Here is a 17,075-nt window from a genome sequence, read left to right as displayed (position 1 = left end):
GTTATTCGTCTTTGGGCTGGCAGACCCTCTTGCCTTCTTCGAGTTCGCGTTCTTTTTTGCGCATTTCGCGGCGGAATTCGGCTTCGCGGTAACGCCGCTTGGCGGTTTCGGTTTCCAGCTTCAAGGGCGGAACCTCGCAAGGCTTGCCGTTTTCGTCCAGCGCCACGTAGGTCAGGTAGGCGGAGTTGGTGTGGCGGACCTCGCCGGTGCGCAGGTTCTCTGCCTCCACGCGCACGCCGATCTCCATGGATGTCCGGCCCACATGGTTGAGACTGGCCTTGAAGATGAGCAGTTCGCCCATGTAGGCGGGCTGCTTGAAGGCCATGCGGTCGATGGACACGGTCACCGTGTTGCTGCGCGAGTGACGTTTGGCCACCACGCCGCCGGTGGTGTCCACGTGCTTGAGTATGACGCCGCCGTGCAGGTTGCCTGCCGGGTTGGCGTCTTGGGGCAGAACGAGGTGGGTCATGATTACCTCGGATTCCGCTGCGGATTTCGCTTTCATATCAGTCCTCTTTGGATTTTCCGTATTGAACGCGGGCCTCCCAGACCAGTTTCCCGATCTTGCGGCCCAGATCGGCCTGGCGCGTCTTCATCAGCGCCTCGGCCGCCTCCTGGTTGCCCTGCTGCTTGAGCAAGGTGGCGGATTCGAGATCACGCAAGTGGCGCTCGCATTCCCGGATTATCCCCGAAAGATTCAGGGTCTCCAATTCCTTGGGCACGCGGACACTGCGGACTTTCTTGCTCATGGCACCACCCCCCGGAGGTTTTCATTGTGTCATCCAGATTGATGACAGAGCGTGACGCGGGGGTCAAGACCGGTATTGCGGGCGGTCCGGGCGCTGATCAGGGGTGGCATACGGCGGCGGATGGCTGTATGCTACCTGCTATCGGGCCGGGCATGGCGGCCCGGAACCGAAACCGGAGTTTGCATGGAATCCACCGATCATCCAACCGGCAAACGGCTGGCGGGCCTTTCCCTTGCCGCGCTGGGCGTGGTCTTCGGCGACATCGGCACCAGCCCGCTGTACGCCCTGCGCGAATGTTTTCACGGCGAATACGGCATAGCTGTCACCCCGGAGAACGTTCTGGGCGTACTGTCCCTGATCTTTTGGGCGCTGATGCTTATTGTCTCCTTCAAGTACCTGACCATGGTCCTGCGTGCCGACCACGACGGGGAGGGCGGGGTGCTCGCCCTGACCACCCTGGTCAAGCCGCGCAGGGAGAAGATGACCAAGGGGGCCTGGGTCCTGGTCACCCTCGGTCTGTTCGCGGCTTGCCTGCTTTACGGCGACGGCATGATCACTCCGGCCATCTCGGTTCTGAGCGCGGTGGAGGGACTCGGGCATATCACGCCTCTGTTGACGCCGTACATCCTGCACATCACCCTGGCCATCCTGGTCAGCCTGTTCCTGTTGCAGCGCCACGGCACGGCCAGAGTCGGCACCCTGTTCGGCCCGGTCATCCTGGTCTGGATGATCGCCCTGGCCCTCATCGGCCTGCACCAGGTGATCAAGACCCCTTCGGTGCTGGCCGCCATCCTGCCCTGGCATGGGCTGCATTTTCTCGTCGTCAACAAGCTGCACGGCTTCGTGGTCCTGGGTGCGGTCTTTCTGGTGGCCACCGGAGCCGAAGCCATTTACGCCGATCTGGGCCACTTCGGCCGCCGCCCCATCAGGCTGACCTGGTTCCTGTTGGCCCTGCCCTGCCTGTTGCTCAATTACTTCGGCCAGGGCGCGCACCTGCTGTCCGCGCCCGGCGACGCCTTCCATCCATTCTACGCCATCGTGCCCCGTTGGGCCATCGTTCCCATGGTCATCCTGGCCACTATGGCCACCATCGTGGCCTCCCAGGCGGTCATCACCGGGGCCTTTTCCCTGACCTCCCAGGCGGTTCAGCTCGGCTACCTGCCGCGGCTGCGCGTGACCCATACCTCGGCTTCGCACAGGGGCCAGATCTACGTGGCCCCGGTCAACTGGCTGCTGATGCTCTGTACCGTCGGGCTGGTTCTGGGCTTTCAGACCTCCAGCAAGCTGGCCGCGGCCTACGGCGTGGCCGTGACCGCGAGCATGCTCGTGACCGCCACCCTGTTCTACGTGGTCATGCGCAAGCGCTGGGAATGGAAGCTGCCCGTGGCCGTTTCGCTTACGGCCCTGTTCTTTACCGTGGATTTCTCGTTTTTCGCCGCGAATATGACCAAGATCACCCACGGCGCGTGGTTCCCCCTGGTCATCGCTCTGATCGTCCTGGGCATCATGCTCACCTGGGAACGCGGCAGCGAAATCCTGGCCGAGCGCGCCAGGGGATTGACCCGCCCCTTGGACGACTTCCTCAAAGGCATAGCCGACGATCCGCCCAAGCGCGTGCCGGGCCAGGCCGTGTTTCTGACGCGCAGCCACAACACCGTGCCCGTGGCCATGATCCAGAATCTGCGCCACAACAAAGTGCTGCATTCCGAGGTCTACTTTCTGAATATCCGCACCGAGGAGATTCCCCGGGTGCCCAATTTCGAGAAGATCGAGCTGGAGCGGTTCGGCTCGGGCGTCCATCGGGTCATCGCCCATTTCGGCTACATGGAGGAACCCACGGTGTCGGTCATCTTCGCCCTGTGCAAGGACAAGGGCGTGGATGTGGACATCAATGCGGCCAGCTTCTTCCTGGGCCGCGAGAAACTGACCGTGGGCACGCCTCCGGCCATGGCCCGCTGGCGCTCCAATCTCTTCCTCTTCCTGGCCCGCAATGGCATGGACCCGGCCGCTTTCTTCGACATCCCGTCCGAGCAGGTCATCGAAGTCGGCGCCCGGTTGCAGATATAGGGCCATGCCCCTATCTTCCCGGCGAATCCGCAAAACCCCGGCGGAACGCGTGCAAGGAAAGGAATTTGTATAGTCAACTCCCTTTCCGTGGGCGAAAAGCCGCGTGGTGAAAAATCGCGCCGGAGGCGCAAAAACGGGATGCAAGGGCGCGAGTCCTTGCCCGCCGGAGGCGAACCCATTTTGATTTTCGCCGCGACGCGGCTTTCAACGCCTGGTTTTTCCCAAATGATTTCCCTCTGGCCGCCGGAAGGGGCCTTTCCGTCCGCGCCTTGCGCGGGGACGAGGGAAAGGATAGGTTTTCGACCATGACGCGTATCGCCATTATGTCCGACGTGCACGGCAACCATGAGGCCCTGAAGGCGGTCTTGGCCGACCTGGATCGGCAGGGCGCGGACGAGGTCTATTGCCTGGGGGATATGATCGGGTACGGGCCGCGGCCCCAGGAGTGCGCGGACCTGCTGCGCGAGCGCGGGGTCAAGTGCACCATGGGCAATCACGAGCAGGGGTTGATCAACATTATCTATTTGCGTGGCTTCAACCAGCCCGCGGCCGACGTGTTGCGACGCACCCGCGAGATGATCACCGAGGAGACCTACCAATGGCTGGTCTCCCGGCCCAAGGCCATCGTCGAGCACGGCTGCCGTTTCGTGCACGGGCTGCCACCCGATTCCATCACCGAATACCTCTGGAAGTACCGGGACGAGATGCCCGGAGTCTTTGCGCGCTACGGCGAGGACGTCTGCTTCGTGGGGCACACTCACGACCTTGCGCGTTTTACCTCCCGCCGGGGCGAGGTGCATCGGTTCCCCCTGCCCGAGGGTGATGTCGAGCTCGCTTCGGACCGCCGCCATCTGGTCAACATCGGCTCCGTGGGCCAGCCCCGCGACGGGGACAACCGGGCCAAGTACGGCTTGTTCGACCTGGATGCCCGCATCCTGACCATGCGTTTCATTTCCTACGACATCAAGAAGACCGCCGACCTGATCATGGCCCAGGGGTTTCACCGGGGCTTCGCCGACCGCCTCTGGTAGCCGGGCTCGTTCTCGACGATAAAAGGCCCCCGCGCATGGTTGCGCGGGGGCCTTTGGTTTCGGATCGCCCGGGCCTAGCGGACCAGGACCTCGACCCGCCGGTTGCGCGGTTCGGACTTGTTGTCCGGGGTGGGAATGAGCGGGTTTTCCTCGCCGTGTGAGGTCATCTCAATGATGTCGTCGGGAAGGCCCGCCTTGACCAGCAGGTCGCGGACCTTCTTGGCCCGGCGCACGGACAGGTCGTAGTTGTACTGCTTTTCGCCCAGGGTGTCCGTGTGGCCGATGATCGACACGTCGTTGGAGGAGCGTGCGCGCCAGCTTTCGATGATGGTCGGGATGAGCTTCATGGAGTCGTCCGTGAGCCGGCTGGAGTCGCTGAGGAAGTACAGGATGAACCGGGCCGTGGGGTCGGGTTGGGCGGCCATGGCCGCGCCGAACTCGGACTGGACCTCGGCGTCGCTCAGAGTGGTCACTTTGGAGGTGCCGGTGAGGGCCTGGTTGGCCTCGGTCAGGGTTGCGGTCCGGCCGTCTTCGGAGGAGACCGTGACCTCGCCCACGTGGCCGTCCAGGTCGGGCAGCAGGACGATGGTCTGTTTGCTGCCGCATCCGGCGAGCCACAGGCAGACGAGAACGATCAATGCGAGTTTTTTCATGGTGCGCTCCTAATCGACTTTGATCAGGAACCGGGTGCCCCGGATTCCGATGGTGGACAGGGGGGTCTCGACGGACATGCTGCCGGGCGAGAGCTTGGCGATCTGGCCGGAGATGAATTGGACCGTGCCCTTGTTCACCTTGGTCAGGAAGTCGAGATTTTCATTGGCGGGATCGAAGACGAATTTGTCGATGGTCACCCTGGAGCCGGGCCCCAGCGAGAGAAGCGTGTCGTCGCGGAAGATCACGCCGAGCGTGGAGTTCCTGCCCGTGATCAGCGTGTCGCCTTCAAGCAGGAGGTCGCCGATTTTGGCGGGCTGCCGCTCGGTCTGCCGTTCCACGAACGCTTCACCGCTTACGGTCTTGATGGAGCCCACCACCTGGGCGCGTTCCATGGCCGCCGCCGGTTGTCCCAGACAGCAACAGAAGAAGAAAATCAGGGCTGCGATCCCGGCCCACGGACGTTTGCCGCGGCGAGGCCGGGTGGCGAGTTGTGTCGGGAACATGGGATGGACCTCCTGTTTTGGATATCACGAAATCATATCATACAGCCTATTCCCACGGACGTCCATAAAGATAGGAATATACCAGGATTCTCGGCACGGCGTATCGTGATTTTCTATTACATAGGCTTGACACCCATACCCGGTATGGGTATATGGGCATCGAACGGCTTTATCGGGTGCATGTTATAATGTTCAAGGATTTAAACAGGCCATATGGTTTGTTAGAGTGTGAAAACCCGTTTTCGATTGCGCAACACGTCAACTTTGGAGGCAGCATGAAAAGTAAGTTTGTCCTGGCCGTGGCTACGGCCCTGATCACCATTTTCGCCGTGTCCATGGCCTTTGCCATGGGTGGCGGCAACGCCCGCAAGGGCAAGTTCCTCTACCGCAAGAACTGCCGGTCCTGTCACGGCTCTTCCGCCAGCGACATGAGCCCGGCGGACAAGACCCAGGCCGAGTGGACCGCCCTGTTTTCGGACACGGGCAAGATCAAGTGCAGCCCGGAATGGACCGTCAACGAGAAGGACCTGAACGACATCTTCACCTACCTGCACGATTACGCCAAGGACTCTCCGTCCCCGGCCAAATGCAGCTAGCGCGAGTGCGGCCGGAGCCGCGTCGGTAAGCTTCCGGCGCGGCCCTTGCGCCCCCCGGGGAGGAGAGGGGGGCGCGGTTCGACACAATCGGTTCCAGCCCGCCCGAGTCGGGAAGCGGGGCGGAGAGGGACCTCATCCGATCCAGCGGACGATTGGAGGTATCCAGTGCCCAGTGCAAAGCAGACGATGTCCCGCCGCGAATTTTTCCGGGCCTCCGGCCTGGTTGCGGCAGGGGTTGTAGGCGGCCCGGCCCTGCTCGGCGGCCTGAGGGAGGCCCGCGCGGCATCGCCGGCCAAGCCCGCCTGGGATTCCAGGTTCTCGGCTTGCGACATGTGCTTCAACAAGTGCGGGCTCATCGCCCGCGTTGAAGACGGGGTGGTCAGAAAACTCGACCCCAACCCCAAGTTTCTCAAATCCAGAGGCATGCTTTGCGCGCGCGGCAATGCGGGCATAGCCCAGGTCTACGACCCGGACCGCCTCAAGTACCCCCTGTTGCGCAAGGGTGAACGGGGGGAGGGCAAGTGGCAGCGCATCCCTTGGGACGAGGCCCTGGACATGGCGGCCCAAAAAATGGCCGAGGTCCGTGAAAAGTATACTCCCTGTGGGCACCTTTTCTCGGCGGGAACGGACCTGCATTCGCAGTTCGTGGGCCGGTTCGCCGAAGTCTACGGCTCATTCAACGTGACCTCGCACGAATCCCTGTGTCTGGTCTCGGGCAGCCGCGCCTTTCTGGACACCTTCGGCGAGGTCCCCTTCGCGGACGTGCTCAATTCCAAGTATATTCTGATGGTCGGGGCCAACCGCTTCGAGGCGCTGGTCACCCCGGACTCCATCGACCTGATGACCGCCATCCGCGAGAACGGCTGCAAGCTGGTCACGCTGGACCCGCGTTACACCAAGACCGCGGCCTTGTCCCACGAGTGGTACCCGGTCAGGCCCGGCACGGACATGGCCTTCATGCTCGCGCTGGCGCACGTGATCATCAACGAAAAGCTCTACGACCCGCAATGGATCGAGGAGAAGACCTTCGGCATGGAGCAGCTCACGGCCCACGTGCAGCGATACACGCCCGGTTTCGCGGCCGAGCAATGCGGCATCCCGGCCGAGGCCGTCACCCGCATCGCCCGGGAGCTGGCCGCGGCCGCCCCGGCCTCCATGGTCTACCCCGGCCGCCGTACCTCGGACTACGAGGACTCCACCCAGATTCGACGCAGCTTCGCCATCGTCAACGGGCTGCTCGGCAACTGGGACAAGCCCGGCGGGCTGTTGGCCGCGCGCCAGGTGGGCCTCAAGGGCGTGCCCTACGACGCCCCGTGGTATGACGAAAATCAGGAGGACCGCATCGACGCGGGCAAGGTGCCCATGATGTTCGAGCACGAGGGATCCTTCCTGGTCACCCGCGATTCGGTCCTGGCCGACGATCCGTATCCCATCCGGGGCTGGTTCATCTACAAGACCAACCCCATGGGCACGGCCCCCAACCGCCGGAAGACCATCGAGATGATGAACAAGATGGACTTCGTCACCGTGGTGGACATCGCCATGTCCGATACCGCCTGGATGGCCGATCTGGTCCTGCCGTCGCAGTCCTACCTGGAGCGCAAGGACCCGTGTTCCGGGTTGCAGGGCTCCGTGGCCTGCGCCTGCGTGGTCAAGCGCGACCCGGTCATCGAGCCGCTGTACGAGTCCCGCGCCCTGTTCGACATCATGAAGGGCATTGCGGGGCGTCTGGACCTGGGCGAGTACTTCGACTTCACCATCGACGAATATCGCGAGCGGCAGACCCGCGAGATTCCCGAGGCGCTCGGCGTCATGGACCGCGACGGCGTGTACTACAACCCGTCCAAGGTTTACGGCATCTACGACGGGCGCATCTACAAGACCCTGTCCAAGAAGGTCGAGCTGTACAACCAGCGCTACGAGCAGATGGGCATCGACCCGCTGCCCAACTACACGCCTCCGGCCGGGCCGCCCGAGAACCGCTTCCGCATGGTCATCGGCCGCAATGCCATGATCACCCAGACTTCCACGGCGAACAACTCGCTGTTGCACGAGTTCGTGCCCACCAACACCCTGTGGCTGAACACCGGGGCCGCCGGTAAACTGGGCATCAAGGACGGCGATCTGGTCGAGGTGGCCAGCCCGGTGGGCCGGCAGGAACTCAGGGCCGAGGTCACGGACAAGATCCGTCCGGACACCGTGTTTATGCTTTCGGGCTACAACACTCTGTCGACCATGCAGCACCTGTCCCACGGCAACGGCGCCTCCATCAACGAGATCCTGGACGACGATTACGACGCCGTCACCGGCAACGCGTCCATGCACACCACGTTTGTCACCGTAACAAGGAAGGTGGCGTAATGGCACAGCAACTTGCCATGGTCATCGATGCGGCCAAGTGCATCGACTGCAAGGGGTGCGTGGCCGCCTGCAAGGTGGCCAACAACGTGCCCGAGGGCCAGTCCCGCAACTGGATCAAGCATGCCGACGTGCCGGTGGCGCCCGGCGTCGCCCAGGCCAAGGCCCGGTTCCAGCCCGGGGCCTGCATGCACTGCGAGAACCCCACATGTGTGGCCGCCTGTCCCACGGGCGCGACCTACAGGGACCCGGAGACCGGGATGGTCGTTATCGACGAGACCCTGTGCATCGGCTGCGGCAACTGCCTTCCGGCCTGCCCCTACGACGCCCGCTACCGCAACGCGGTCACACGCAAGGCGGACAAGTGCAACTACTGTCCCGAACGGCGCGCCGTCGGGCTGCCGCCCGCCTGCGTGGACACCTGCCCGACCAAGGCGCGTGTCTTCGGCGACATCAACGACCCGACCAGCGCGGCGGGCGTCCTCTACCGCAAGAACGAGGAGCGCCTGACCCGGGTGGCGGCCGGGACCGACACCAAGCCGAACATGTACTACCTCGGCGATCCCGGGCCCGAGGCCTGGGGGCGCAAGGCCGTGGTGCCCGCCTCCATGACGGTCATGAAGGAGTCTGCGCCGTTCATCAAGGGCATCGTGGCCCTGTCCGGCCTCGGCGTTCTGGCCATGCTGGGCCGCCAGCTCTTCGCGGGGGACGGCGACACGCACGACACGAAGCACAAGGAGGACGGCGATGCCCGGTAAAACCTACAAGCGGCACGACCGCTCCGACATCTTCATCCATTGGTTCAACGCGGCCTGCTGGCTGCTGCTCCTGCTCACCGGCGTGGGGCTCATCCAAAACCCGGACATCGATCCGTTCGGCTCGGGCTATCCGGCCTGGCTGCGTTCGGCGGTCGGCGGCGGGGGCAATCTGCTGGCCATCCACGAATTCATCGGCCTGGCCTGGATCGCGGGCTTTATCCTCTACCTGCTGGTCAACTTCCGGGGAGCCCGTTTCTTCCTGGCCGAGGTCTTCGCGGTCAGCCCGGCCCGGGACATGGGCTGGATGCTCAAGAAGATGATCCTCATGACCCTGGGGCCCAAGGCTCTGAAGATGGTCGGCGTCAGCCCGGACCTGCCGGACCAGGGATACTACAACATGGGCCAGAAGGCGTTCGCCCAGGCCTCGGTGGTCGGCGGCGTGGTCATTGCCGCCACCGGCGTGATCATGTACCTGTCCGACCGCACCTTCGGCGCCGAGTCCACGGGTATGATCGGCTGGGCCGTGACCCTGCATTTCCTTGCCGTGGGCCTGGTTTTCGCGGGCCTGCTGGTCCACGTTTACATGGCGGCCGTCTCGCCCGAGGAGCGGCCCGGTTTCAAGTCCATGTTCACCGGCGTGGTCCCGGACGACTACGCCCGGCACCATCACCGTCTCTGGTGGGAAAAGGTCAGGATCGAATCCGAGAGGGGCTCGGAGTAGCGACATAGAGGCAGCCGCCCCGGCTGGGGGACGGCAGAAAACAATTCTTAGGAAGGGAGTTTATCATGCACAGGAAATTGATTGCCGCGGCCCTGCTGCTGGCGTTTGCCGTGACGGCCGTGGCCGCTCCGGCCATGGCTCAAGAGCAGGTCAAATTCAAGCAGTTTCATTCCATCGTGGACTACAAGTTCGTGGCCAAGTACGCCAAGATGCCCAAACCCAAGGGCGTGATGATCATCGATTCCAGACCGTACAAGCCCAAGTACGTGGACGGCTACATCCCCACGGCCGTGTCCATTCCGGCCAGCCAGTTCGACAAGATGATCGACAAGCTGCCCGAGGACAAGAGCGCGCTGCTGGTCTTCTACTGCGGTGGCTATGCCTGCCCCCTGTCGCACAAGTCCGCCTTCGCGGCCGAGGCTCTGGGCTACACCAACGTCAAGGTCTACGCCGCCGGGTTCCCGGACTGGAAGAAGCACGCGCCCTACTACTCCATCGGCCTGGAGAACCTTTCCGCGCGCATCAATGAAGGCGGCAAGTATATGCTCATCGACGCACGGCCCTACAAGAAGTTTCTGGAAGGGGCCATCCCGTCGGCCATCGGCATTCCCGAGCGCGACTTCGCGGACAAGCGCGGCCTGCTGCCCGTGGACAAGGCCGATTCCACGCTGATCTACTATTGCGGCGGCTATGCCTGCGCCCTGTCCCACAAGTCCGCGGTCATGGCCCGCTCGCTTGGTTACAAGAACGTGCTCGTGGCCGAGGCGGGCTATCCCGGCTGGAAGGAGATGTTCGGCGGCACGGACAGCGCCGTGGTCGCGGGCGAGGCCGAGGGCGCGGTGGACACCGAGTGGTTTCTGAAGACCATCAAGGACAGTCCGTCCGCCATCCTGCTCATCGACGTGCGCGACCCCGAGGAGTTCGCAGCGGGGCATTTCCCGTCCGCCATCAACATGCCCGTGGACATGGTCGAGAAGCAGGCCAAGGAGATCCCCACGGACAAGCCCATCGTCTTCTCCTGCGTCACGGGAGCGCGCGCGGGCGAGGCCTATTACCTGTTCAAGGACATTCGTCCCGACGTGGAAAACGTCTTCTATCTTGAAGCCACCAATTCCTTCGGCGACGACAACAGCTACGAGGTCCATCCCAACAAGTAGGGGACGGCCACGGACGGCCGGGGTCGGCCCCGGCACGCCAAATCGCAAGGCGGGGAGCATTTATGTCGAGAAACATCATCCGTATGGCATGGCTGCTCCTCGCCTCGTGCGTTCTGGCCGCAGCGCCCGCCCGGGCCGACGAAAACGAGGTCTGGTGGGCATCGGCCCAGGCCGAGGCCCGGCGCGACGACTATCGCCTGATCGACGACGACGGGCTGAAAAGGTTGGTTGACGACAAGACGGACATGGTCCTGCTCGACGCCCGGGCGGATTACGAATTCGAGGCCGGGCACATCCCCGGCGCGGCCAACCTGGAGTTCGACCTGGGCGACGATCTGGATCTCTCCCCGGAGAAACGCCGGGCCCTGGCCGCTCTCATGGGGCCGGACCGGGATAGGCTGCTGGTCATCTACTGCCGGAGCTTCAGGTGACTGCGCAGCTCCATTGCGGCGCGCTGGGCAGCGCGTCTCGGCTACACCCGGGTATATCGGTATCCGGCGGGTTTTCACGGTTGGAAGGAGCGGCATCCCGACCGGATCGAGGGTACGCCCCAGGCGGTCCATGTACTGGCCGTTGGCGACGACTTCCCCACCTGCCGGGTGGCGGTGCTCAACGGCGACGAGGACCGGGAGTACCTGGAACTGCCCGAGGGGGCCCGGTTCCTGCAACTCTCGGAACTCAAGGCGCGCTTCGTGCTCATTCAGCTCTACAACACCCTGTGCAACGATTGCGTGGCCGAGACCAAGATGCTGACGCGGTTTTTCAAGAAGGTGGAGGCGGACCCGGAGCTGGCCGGGGTGCTCAAGATCATCGGCATCGGGGTGTACGATTCCAACTTGGCCGTGGTCCGGTTCCGCAAGCATTACGACGTGGCCTACCCGCTGTTTTCGGACCGAAGCGGGCAGATATTCGAGTGCCTGGGCCAGGCCGAGCTGCCCCTGGCCTACCTGGTCCGGGCCCGGGGCGACGGCACTTGGCGCATCGAATTGATCAAGCGGGGATACTTCGAGCCGGACGAGCGGTTCCTCGACGTGCTCCGTTCGGCGGTCAAGCGGCCGTCCGGGGGTCAGCCTTCGGCCACGACCGTGAGCAGGGCCAGGACAAGGTCGGCTCCGGCCAGGTAGACCTGGCCCGGTCCCGCCTCCGTCCCGGCCGCAGCCAGGGCCTCGCGGAAGCGGCTCACCCACGGAAGCATGACTTCTCCCGCGAATCGGGCGCCCTGTTCGGCTGCGCCAGGCTCGTCAGTCCAGCCCTTGGAGCAGAGGTGGAAGAGATATTCCAGCTCCAGGGACAGGTGGTCGGGCGGCTCGTTGGACATGGACCCGACTTCGAGCCCGACTTCGGTCAGCCGGTCGCGCATGGCCAGGGAGCTTGCGCCCATGACCCGGCGACCGGCGTTGGAATGGCAGGATTCGTAGAGCGGGACCGGCACGCCGCCCGGTGCGGCGATGAACAGGCGGACGTATTCCGCTTCCAGCGCCGAGAAGAAGCCTATGTCGGCGTAGGACGCGAGCGCGTCGCCGAAGGCCGTGATGGCGTCGGCCGGGAAGCCGGGAAATTCCTGGACACGGTCAAGGAGTTCGGGCACTGCATGGGTGGCCATTTGGGCCCACTCCTGTTCGCTCGGCCCCCGGAACACGGCGGCGCATAATTCCGTCATCTTGAGCAGAAAGAGATTCGATTGGGAAATGGACATGAGAGGGACCCCCGGATGCCTTGCGGATGATACCCTACGACAGTATGGTAAAGCCTGCGGCATGGCAATGGGAACATGGCTTGAGACAAAGGAGAACGAGATGGAAGAGCACCTGAGCGTCGAGGAACAGACCCTGAAGAAAAACGTGCTGTCCCGCATGAAACGCATCGAGGGACAGGTGCGCGGCATCCAGGGCATGATCGAATCCGGCAAGGAGTGCCAGGACATTCTGGTTCAGGTGCGGGCCGTGCGTTCCGCCCTGCAATCGGCCAACAAGCTGATCCTCAAGCGCTACCTGCTCAGGTGCTACGCCGAGTCCGTGGAGAGCGGCCAGGATTCCAAGGAGTCCCTGGACAAATTCATCTCCGTGGTCACCGGCTTCATCGAAGGCTGATCAGTCGAAATTCATGGAGTGATTGAATGAGAACATTGTTTTTTGCATTGGCTTTCGCCCTGCTGCTTTGCCAGCCCGTGGCCGCGAAGACCAACTATTACGTCAACTTCCATTCCCTGGACGCGGACGTGGACGGCTGGATGTCCAAGGGCGAGTTCCTGGTGGCCTTTCCCGACGGCGACACCTCGGTCTTCGACCAGGCCGACACGAACAAGGACGGTTCGGTGTCCCGCGAGGAGTGGGAAGCCTACAAGCAGGCCCAGGGCTCCAAAAATCACGAATAGCCGTCTTTGCCCGAACGACGAAGGGGGCGCCGTCCACATGGACGGCGCCCCCTTCGTCGTTTGGGCTTTCCGCGGCCGGGTTATTCGCCCAGGCCCAGTGTGCGCAGGAAGCCGGGGTCCTCGGTCCAGCCCTCGCGGACCTTGACCCATAATTCCAGGTGGACCTTTTGCCCGATGAGCTCGGCGATCTCCTGACGGGCCTGCGTGCCGATGGCCTTGAGGTTCGCGCCTTGCTTGCCGATAATCATGCCCTTGTGCCCCTTGCGCGAGGTGTAGATGACCGCGTTGATGACGACCATGTCCTCGCGGGAGTCCTCGTCCCATTGCTCGATCTCCACGGCCGTGGAATAGGGCAGTTCCTGACGGAGCGAATAGAACAGCTTTTCGCGGATGATCTCCGAGGCCATGAAGCGCAGGGGCACGGTGGAGATCTGGTCCTCCGGGAACATCTGCGGCCCTTCGGGGGTGTGCGCCAGAATCCGCTCAAGCAGCTCTTCCGTGCCCTTGGCCCTCAGGGCCGACACGGGCACGAATTCGGCTTCGGGCCACAGCTCGGAAAGCCGGGCCATGAACGGCAGGAGCTGATCTTTTTCCTTGATGCGGTCGATCTTGTTCACGGCCACCAGCACCGGGCGTCCGGACTCGCCGACAGGCTTGACCAGGGGGCCTATCTCCTTGTCGATGAGCTGGGGTTTGGCGCAATAGAGCGCCGCGTCCACCAGGACCACCACGGCGTCGGACGAGGCCAGGGCGTTCCAGGCCGACTCCAGCAGGAAGCGGTTCATCTTGCCGCGCAGCCGGTGGATGCCGGGGGTATCCAGAAAGACCAGTTGCGCGTCGTCCGTGGTCAGGATGCCGCTGATGCGGTTGCGCGTGGTCTGGGGCTTGGGCGAAACGATGGCCACCTTCTGACCGAGATAGGTGTTCATCAGGGTGGATTTGCCCGCATTGGGCGGCCCGATCAGGGCGATCATACCGAATTTATGCATGTATTTCCTTTACTGGTGTCCCTTGTCGGGATTGCCGAACCGTTCCTCTGCGAGGCGCACCTTTTCGACGATGCGGCGGTAATAGTCGCTGGACGAGTCCAGGGTCACCGGGCGGTTCCGGCGTTCGTTCATCTGCATTATCATGACGTTCAACTTCTGCACCTGGCGGTACCGCTCCTGCTCGTCATCCATATGTTCGAGCAGGTCGATGGCGCAGGTGATCTCCTTTTCCTCAAGGATGTCCGGCGGCAGGTGCCCGGAGCTCTTGAGGATGCGGTAGGCCATGCGCAGCTCAGGGGGCAGGTTCGCGGCTTCGTCGGGCGCAAGGGGCTGTCCCATGCCTTCGAGGTCGTCGAATTTGCCCTCCTCCTGGGCCTTGCGGATGAGCTCTTCGGCGATGACCGCCGTGACGTTGAACATGCGGGGGATTTTCCCATACTCCGATGGGGGAGTCAAAGGGTGTGTTGGCTGCGGAATCCGCACATGTTTCCGCGCCCGAGCACCTTCCGAAGGGCCCGGGCCGGGCGCGGCTTGCCATCCGCCGGGAGGCCCGCCTAGTCCATGATCGCGAAGCGGGTGAAGTCCTGGGCGAGGGCGGCTTTGAACGCTTCGAGTTCGTCTTCGGGAATGGCGGCGAAGGCAAAGGCGAAAACCGGGTACTGGTGGTAGTCGATTTCTCTAAATTCCAGGATGTTGGAGAAAAACGCCCGGAACCCGGCATAGTCGATGCCGCGAATGCGGGAGCGGTCGAGCCCGGAAGGCAGGTCGCCGATGACCATGAGGGTGGCCATGCCCCGGTTTTCGGTCAGGATGGCGTCCCAGTCCGGCCGCAGCTCCTTGAAATAACACTCGTAGGGGTTGAAGCCCCAGGCGAAGGAGGTCAGGTCGGCCACGCACCAGCCCGCGAAGCGCAGGGGGTTGGCCTCGATGGGGATGATGTCGCCGTCGGCGGTGACGCGCACTTCGATGTGGGTGACGAAATTGCGGAAGGCGCACTCCCTGGCCACCTCGCGGAGATAGTCGGTGAAGGGCAGCATCCAGGTTTCGATGATCCCGGCCGAGGTGTAGTAGAGGCGGTCCGAGACGTCGTCCTCGGAAATAAAATGGTGGTGCAGGATGTTGGTGATCACCGGGTTGCCCTCGGCGTCGAAGTAGACGTCGATGGCGTATTCCTCGCCCGGGATGGACTGTTCGACGAGGAACTCGCCGCCGCTGACCACGGTCTCGGGATATTCGTCGTTGAGGGCGGCGCGTTCGGCCGCGATGGCCCGGACCACGGCAGGCCAGTCGGCGGGCGTGTTGACCACGTGCACGCCTAGGGAGAAGAACCCGCGCGTGGGCTTGACGATGAACGGGCAGGGTATGTCCGGGATGGCGGATTCGGTCAACCCCTCGAAGGGAACGCGCAGGAAACGGTAGCCCGGATGCAGCGCGGCCACGGTCTCGCGGAAGAGCGCCTTGTCTTTGCAGATGTCGATCTGGCGGGCAAGGTCTTCATTGCAGCGGCAGCGCAGGACGTGTCCCAGTCCGTTTTCGGAGTTGGTGTAGACCTTGCCGCCCAGGGCGAGACGGGCGGAGAACTCGATTTCGTCGATATAGTCCAGGGGGGCGTCCCCGGCCAGAGTCCTGGCCTGGGGCGTGTCGAGCACGGGCAGGCCGAGTTCCAGGACGGAATCCACAAGGAGCCGGGAGACATAGGGGTAGTCGAGGACGATCATTATTTCGCCTTGCCCGTCAGGCCGTATTTTTTCAGTTTATATTGCAGGTTGGACTTGGACAGGCCGAGCATTTCGGCGGCCTTGACCTGGACGAAGTCGGTGCGGACCAGGGCGCGCTTGACCAGGGCGCCCTCGATCTTGTCCATGGTGTCGGCCAGGTTCAGCTTGGCGGGCAGCAGGTCCACGGCGGACTTGAACTGGGCTTCCTCGTCCTTGATCTCGGGCGGCAGGTCATCGGCGTCGATAACGTCGGCCCGCGCCAGGACCGTGCACCGCTCGACCACGTTTTCGAGCTGGCGGACGTTGCCCGGCCATTCGTAGGCCGACAGATAGTCCATGGCCGCCGAGGTGAAACCGGTGATCTCCATCTGGTTTTCCTTGTTGTATTTTTCAAGGAAATGCGCGGCCAGCAGCGGGATGTCCTCGCGCCGTTCGCGCAGGGGCGGCAGGAAGATGGAGACCACGTTGAGGCGGTAGAAGAGGTCTTCGCGAAACTCGCCCCGGGCCACGGCGTCCTGGAGATTCTTGTTGGTGGCGGCCACGATGCGGATGTCCACGTCAAAGGTCTCGGTGCCGCCCACGCGCTCGATCTGGTGTTCCTGGAGCACGCGCAAGAGCTTGACCTGGAGCTCGGGGGTCAGTTCGCCGATCTCGTCCAGGAAGAGTGTGCCCTTGTTGGCCTGCTCGAAGCGTCCCTTGCGCATGGCCGTGGCCCCGGTGAAGGAGCCCTTTTCATGGCCGAAAAGTTCGGATTCGAGCACCCCGGGATTCAGCGCCATGCAGTTGACCGTGATGAAGGGGGCCTCGCGCCGGGGCGAGGAGGTGTGGATGGCTCGGGCGATGAGCTCCTTGCCCGTGCCGGACTCGCCCAGGATGAGCACCGTGGATTTGCTCGGCGCGGCGCGATCGACCATGTCCAGGACCTGCTGCATGCCCTTGCCCCGGGCAATGATGTTGCCCTTGGAGTAGCGGTCGCGGATCTCCTTTTTCAGCCGGATGTTCTCCTGCTGGGTGGAGGCGTACTGCACGGCCTTGGAGATGGACAGGAGCAGCTCCTCGTTGGCGAAGGGCTTGGTGATGTAGTCGTAGGCCCCGATGCGCATGGCCTCCACCGCGGCCTCGATGGAGCCGAAGGCGGTCATGATCAGCACCGGGATGTGCGGATAGTTCTTTTTGCAGTGTTCAAGCACGTCCTGGCCGGTCAGGCCGGGCATCTTCATGTCCGTCAGGACCACGTCCACCTCGGAGTCTTCGAGATAGGCCAGGCCCATCTCCGGGTCGGACAAGGTGGTCACGTGGTACCCCTCGTCCTCCAGGATGGATTCCAGGATGAGCAGATAGTTTTTTTCGTCGTCGAGAATCAGGATGTTTGCGGCCATTCGGTCTCCGTTCGGGGTGGC

The 17,075-nt window shown here is 63.3% G+C and carries 19 protein-coding genes; 10 read left to right on the top strand and 9 right to left on the bottom strand.

Annotated elements, in window-relative coordinates; translation table 11 throughout:
* Position 1: 1 nt before the first annotated feature.
* Complete coding sequence (locus J0909_RS10835) at positions 2 to 505, bottom strand: acyl-CoA thioesterase (protein WP_207262763.1); 504 nt, start codon at positions 503 to 505, stop codon at positions 2 to 4.
* Between the two features lies 1 nt (position 506).
* The gene (locus J0909_RS10830) at positions 507 to 749 is read right to left on the bottom strand and encodes a hypothetical protein (protein WP_207262761.1); all 243 of its coding nucleotides are present in this window, start codon (positions 747 to 749) and stop codon (positions 507 to 509) included.
* A 183-nt stretch (positions 750 to 932) separates the two neighbouring features.
* Between J0909_RS10830 and J0909_RS10825 the strand changes: the two genes are divergently transcribed.
* On the top strand, positions 933 to 2,816 hold the full coding sequence (locus J0909_RS10825; RefSeq protein ID WP_207262759.1) for a potassium transporter Kup: 1,884 nt from the start codon (positions 933 to 935) through the stop codon (positions 2,814 to 2,816).
* A gap of 305 nt (positions 2,817 to 3,121) precedes the next feature.
* Positions 3,122 to 3,847 carry a metallophosphoesterase family protein gene (locus J0909_RS10820; protein WP_207262757.1) on the top strand — a complete coding sequence of 242 codons (726 nt, stop codon included), beginning with the start codon at positions 3,122 to 3,124 and terminating at the stop codon, positions 3,845 to 3,847.
* A gap of 74 nt (positions 3,848 to 3,921) precedes the next feature.
* Here the strand turns inward: J0909_RS10820 and J0909_RS10815 are convergent, their stop codons facing one another.
* Together J0909_RS10815 and J0909_RS10810 are read right to left on the bottom strand one after the other, a co-directional pair.
* Positions 3,922 to 4,500 carry an OmpA family protein gene (locus J0909_RS10815; RefSeq protein WP_207262755.1) on the bottom strand — a complete coding sequence of 193 codons (579 nt, stop codon included), beginning with the start codon at positions 4,498 to 4,500 and terminating at the stop codon, positions 3,922 to 3,924.
* A 9-nt stretch (positions 4,501 to 4,509) separates the two neighbouring features.
* Positions 4,510 to 5,004, bottom strand: coding sequence for a FecR family protein (locus J0909_RS10810; protein ID WP_207262754.1), 495 nt, complete (start codon positions 5,002 to 5,004; stop codon positions 4,510 to 4,512).
* Between the two features lie 275 nt (positions 5,005 to 5,279).
* Here J0909_RS10810 and J0909_RS10805 point away from each other — a divergent pair, with 275 nt between their 5' ends.
* The 6 genes from J0909_RS10805 (at position 5,280) to J0909_RS18410 (ending at position 11,718) form a co-directional block, all read left to right on the top strand.
* Positions 5,280 to 5,600: a c-type cytochrome gene (locus J0909_RS10805; protein ID WP_207262753.1), complete on the top strand. Its 321-nt coding sequence runs from the start codon at positions 5,280 to 5,282 to the stop codon at positions 5,598 to 5,600.
* Between the two features lie 186 nt (positions 5,601 to 5,786).
* The gene (locus tag J0909_RS10800) at positions 5,787 to 7,961 is read left to right on the top strand and encodes a molybdopterin-containing oxidoreductase family protein (protein WP_286181957.1); all 2,175 of its coding nucleotides are present in this window, start codon (positions 5,787 to 5,789) and stop codon (positions 7,959 to 7,961) included.
* Positions 7,961 to 8,716 (top strand): 4Fe-4S dicluster domain-containing protein, encoded by a 756-nt coding sequence (locus J0909_RS10795; RefSeq protein WP_207262751.1) that lies wholly within the window; start codon positions 7,961 to 7,963, stop codon positions 8,714 to 8,716. The genes J0909_RS10800 and J0909_RS10795 overlap by 1 nt, the downstream gene beginning before the upstream one ends.
* Positions 8,706 to 9,437 (top strand): formate dehydrogenase subunit gamma, encoded by a 732-nt coding sequence (locus tag J0909_RS10790; protein ID WP_207262750.1) that lies wholly within the window; start codon positions 8,706 to 8,708, stop codon positions 9,435 to 9,437. The genes J0909_RS10795 and J0909_RS10790 overlap by 11 nt, the downstream gene beginning before the upstream one ends.
* A 65-nt stretch (positions 9,438 to 9,502) precedes the next feature.
* A complete protein-coding gene (locus J0909_RS10785) occupies positions 9,503 to 10,594 on the top strand; it encodes a rhodanese-like domain-containing protein (protein ID WP_207262749.1) in 1,092 nt (363 codons plus the stop codon).
* A 62-nt stretch (positions 10,595 to 10,656) separates the two neighbouring features.
* On the top strand, positions 10,657 to 11,718 hold the full coding sequence (locus tag J0909_RS18410; RefSeq protein WP_286181954.1) for a rhodanese-like domain-containing protein: 1,062 nt from the start codon (positions 10,657 to 10,659) through the stop codon (positions 11,716 to 11,718).
* Here J0909_RS18410 and J0909_RS10770 read toward each other — a convergent pair.
* Positions 11,661 to 12,290: a TorD/DmsD family molecular chaperone gene (locus tag J0909_RS10770; protein WP_207262745.1), complete on the bottom strand. Its 630-nt coding sequence runs from the start codon at positions 12,288 to 12,290 to the stop codon at positions 11,661 to 11,663. The two genes, J0909_RS18410 and J0909_RS10770, sit on opposite strands and share 58 nt — an antisense overlap.
* A gap of 100 nt (positions 12,291 to 12,390) precedes the next feature.
* Between J0909_RS10770 and J0909_RS10765 the strand changes: the two genes are divergently transcribed.
* Together J0909_RS10765 and J0909_RS10760 are read left to right on the top strand one after the other, a co-directional pair.
* Positions 12,391 to 12,684 carry a metal-sensitive transcriptional regulator gene (locus tag J0909_RS10765; protein ID WP_207262744.1) on the top strand — a complete coding sequence of 98 codons (294 nt, stop codon included), beginning with the start codon at positions 12,391 to 12,393 and terminating at the stop codon, positions 12,682 to 12,684.
* A gap of 26 nt (positions 12,685 to 12,710) precedes the next feature.
* The gene (locus tag J0909_RS10760) at positions 12,711 to 12,968 is read left to right on the top strand and encodes an EF-hand domain-containing protein (RefSeq protein ID WP_207262743.1); all 258 of its coding nucleotides are present in this window, start codon (positions 12,711 to 12,713) and stop codon (positions 12,966 to 12,968) included.
* 80 nt (positions 12,969 to 13,048) lie between these two features.
* Here J0909_RS10760 and era read toward each other — a convergent pair whose 3' ends face one another.
* The 4 genes from era to J0909_RS10740 form a co-directional block, all read right to left on the bottom strand.
* Positions 13,049 to 13,957, bottom strand: coding sequence for a GTPase Era (gene era / locus J0909_RS10755; protein ID WP_207262742.1), 909 nt, complete (start codon positions 13,955 to 13,957; stop codon positions 13,049 to 13,051).
* A gap of 9 nt (positions 13,958 to 13,966) precedes the next feature.
* Positions 13,967 to 14,377, bottom strand: coding sequence for a DnaJ family domain-containing protein (locus tag J0909_RS10750; protein ID WP_207262741.1), 411 nt, complete (start codon positions 14,375 to 14,377; stop codon positions 13,967 to 13,969).
* 134 nt (positions 14,378 to 14,511) lie between these two features.
* Entirely contained in the window at positions 14,512 to 15,675 is a 1,164-nt protein-coding gene (locus J0909_RS10745; protein WP_207262740.1) for an ATP-grasp domain-containing protein, read from the bottom strand.
* On the bottom strand, positions 15,675 to 17,054 hold the full coding sequence (locus tag J0909_RS10740; RefSeq protein ID WP_207262739.1) for a sigma-54-dependent transcriptional regulator: 1,380 nt from the start codon (positions 17,052 to 17,054) through the stop codon (positions 15,675 to 15,677). Before J0909_RS10740 ends, J0909_RS10745 begins: the two co-directional genes overlap by 1 nt.
* Positions 17,055 to 17,075: the final 21 nt, after the last annotated feature.

This window comes from Desulfovibrio sp. Huiquan2017 (genome assembly GCF_017351175.1).
Taxonomy (GTDB): Bacteria; Desulfobacterota; Desulfovibrionia; order Desulfovibrionales; family Desulfovibrionaceae; genus Pseudodesulfovibrio.
The sequence above is the reverse complement of the archived record's forward strand: the minus strand, read 5'-3'. Positions and strand labels throughout refer to the sequence as shown.

What these genes read in the sequence shown, in the direction of transcription:
- J0909_RS10835 (WP_207262763.1), bottom strand. Translation starts at nt 505, where the DNA reads ATGAAAGCGAAATCCGCAGCGGAATCCGAGGTAATCATGACCCACCTC.
- J0909_RS10830 (WP_207262761.1), bottom strand. Translation starts at nt 749, where the DNA reads ATGAGCAAGAAAGTCCGCAGTGTCCGCGTGCCCAAGGAATTGGAGACC.
- J0909_RS10825 (WP_207262759.1), top strand. Translation starts at nt 933, where the DNA reads ATGGAATCCACCGATCATCCAACCGGCAAACGGCTGGCGGGCCTTTCC.
- J0909_RS10820 (WP_207262757.1), top strand. Translation starts at nt 3,122, where the DNA reads ATGACGCGTATCGCCATTATGTCCGACGTGCACGGCAACCATGAGGCC.
- J0909_RS10815 (WP_207262755.1), bottom strand. Translation starts at nt 4,500, where the DNA reads ATGAAAAAACTCGCATTGATCGTTCTCGTCTGCCTGTGGCTCGCCGGA.
- J0909_RS10810 (WP_207262754.1), bottom strand. Translation starts at nt 5,004, where the DNA reads ATGTTCCCGACACAACTCGCCACCCGGCCTCGCCGCGGCAAACGTCCG.
- J0909_RS10805 (WP_207262753.1), top strand. Translation starts at nt 5,280, where the DNA reads ATGAAAAGTAAGTTTGTCCTGGCCGTGGCTACGGCCCTGATCACCATT.
- J0909_RS10800 (WP_286181957.1), top strand. Translation starts at nt 5,787, where the DNA reads ATGTCCCGCCGCGAATTTTTCCGGGCCTCCGGCCTGGTTGCGGCAGGG.
- J0909_RS10795 (WP_207262751.1), top strand. Translation starts at nt 7,961, where the DNA reads ATGGCACAGCAACTTGCCATGGTCATCGATGCGGCCAAGTGCATCGAC.
- J0909_RS10790 (WP_207262750.1), top strand. Translation starts at nt 8,706, where the DNA reads ATGCCCGGTAAAACCTACAAGCGGCACGACCGCTCCGACATCTTCATC.
- J0909_RS10785 (WP_207262749.1), top strand. Translation starts at nt 9,503, where the DNA reads ATGCACAGGAAATTGATTGCCGCGGCCCTGCTGCTGGCGTTTGCCGTG.
- J0909_RS10770 (WP_207262745.1), bottom strand. Translation starts at nt 12,290, where the DNA reads ATGTCCATTTCCCAATCGAATCTCTTTCTGCTCAAGATGACGGAATTA.
- J0909_RS10765 (WP_207262744.1), top strand. Translation starts at nt 12,391, where the DNA reads ATGGAAGAGCACCTGAGCGTCGAGGAACAGACCCTGAAGAAAAACGTG.
- J0909_RS10760 (WP_207262743.1), top strand. Translation starts at nt 12,711, where the DNA reads ATGAGAACATTGTTTTTTGCATTGGCTTTCGCCCTGCTGCTTTGCCAG.
- era (WP_207262742.1), bottom strand. Translation starts at nt 13,957, where the DNA reads ATGCATAAATTCGGTATGATCGCCCTGATCGGGCCGCCCAATGCGGGC.
- J0909_RS10750 (WP_207262741.1), bottom strand. Translation starts at nt 14,377, where the DNA reads ATGTTCAACGTCACGGCGGTCATCGCCGAAGAGCTCATCCGCAAGGCC.
- J0909_RS10745 (WP_207262740.1), bottom strand. Translation starts at nt 15,675, where the DNA reads ATGATCGTCCTCGACTACCCCTATGTCTCCCGGCTCCTTGTGGATTCC.
- J0909_RS10740 (WP_207262739.1), bottom strand. Translation starts at nt 17,054, where the DNA reads ATGGCCGCAAACATCCTGATTCTCGACGACGAAAAAAACTATCTGCTC.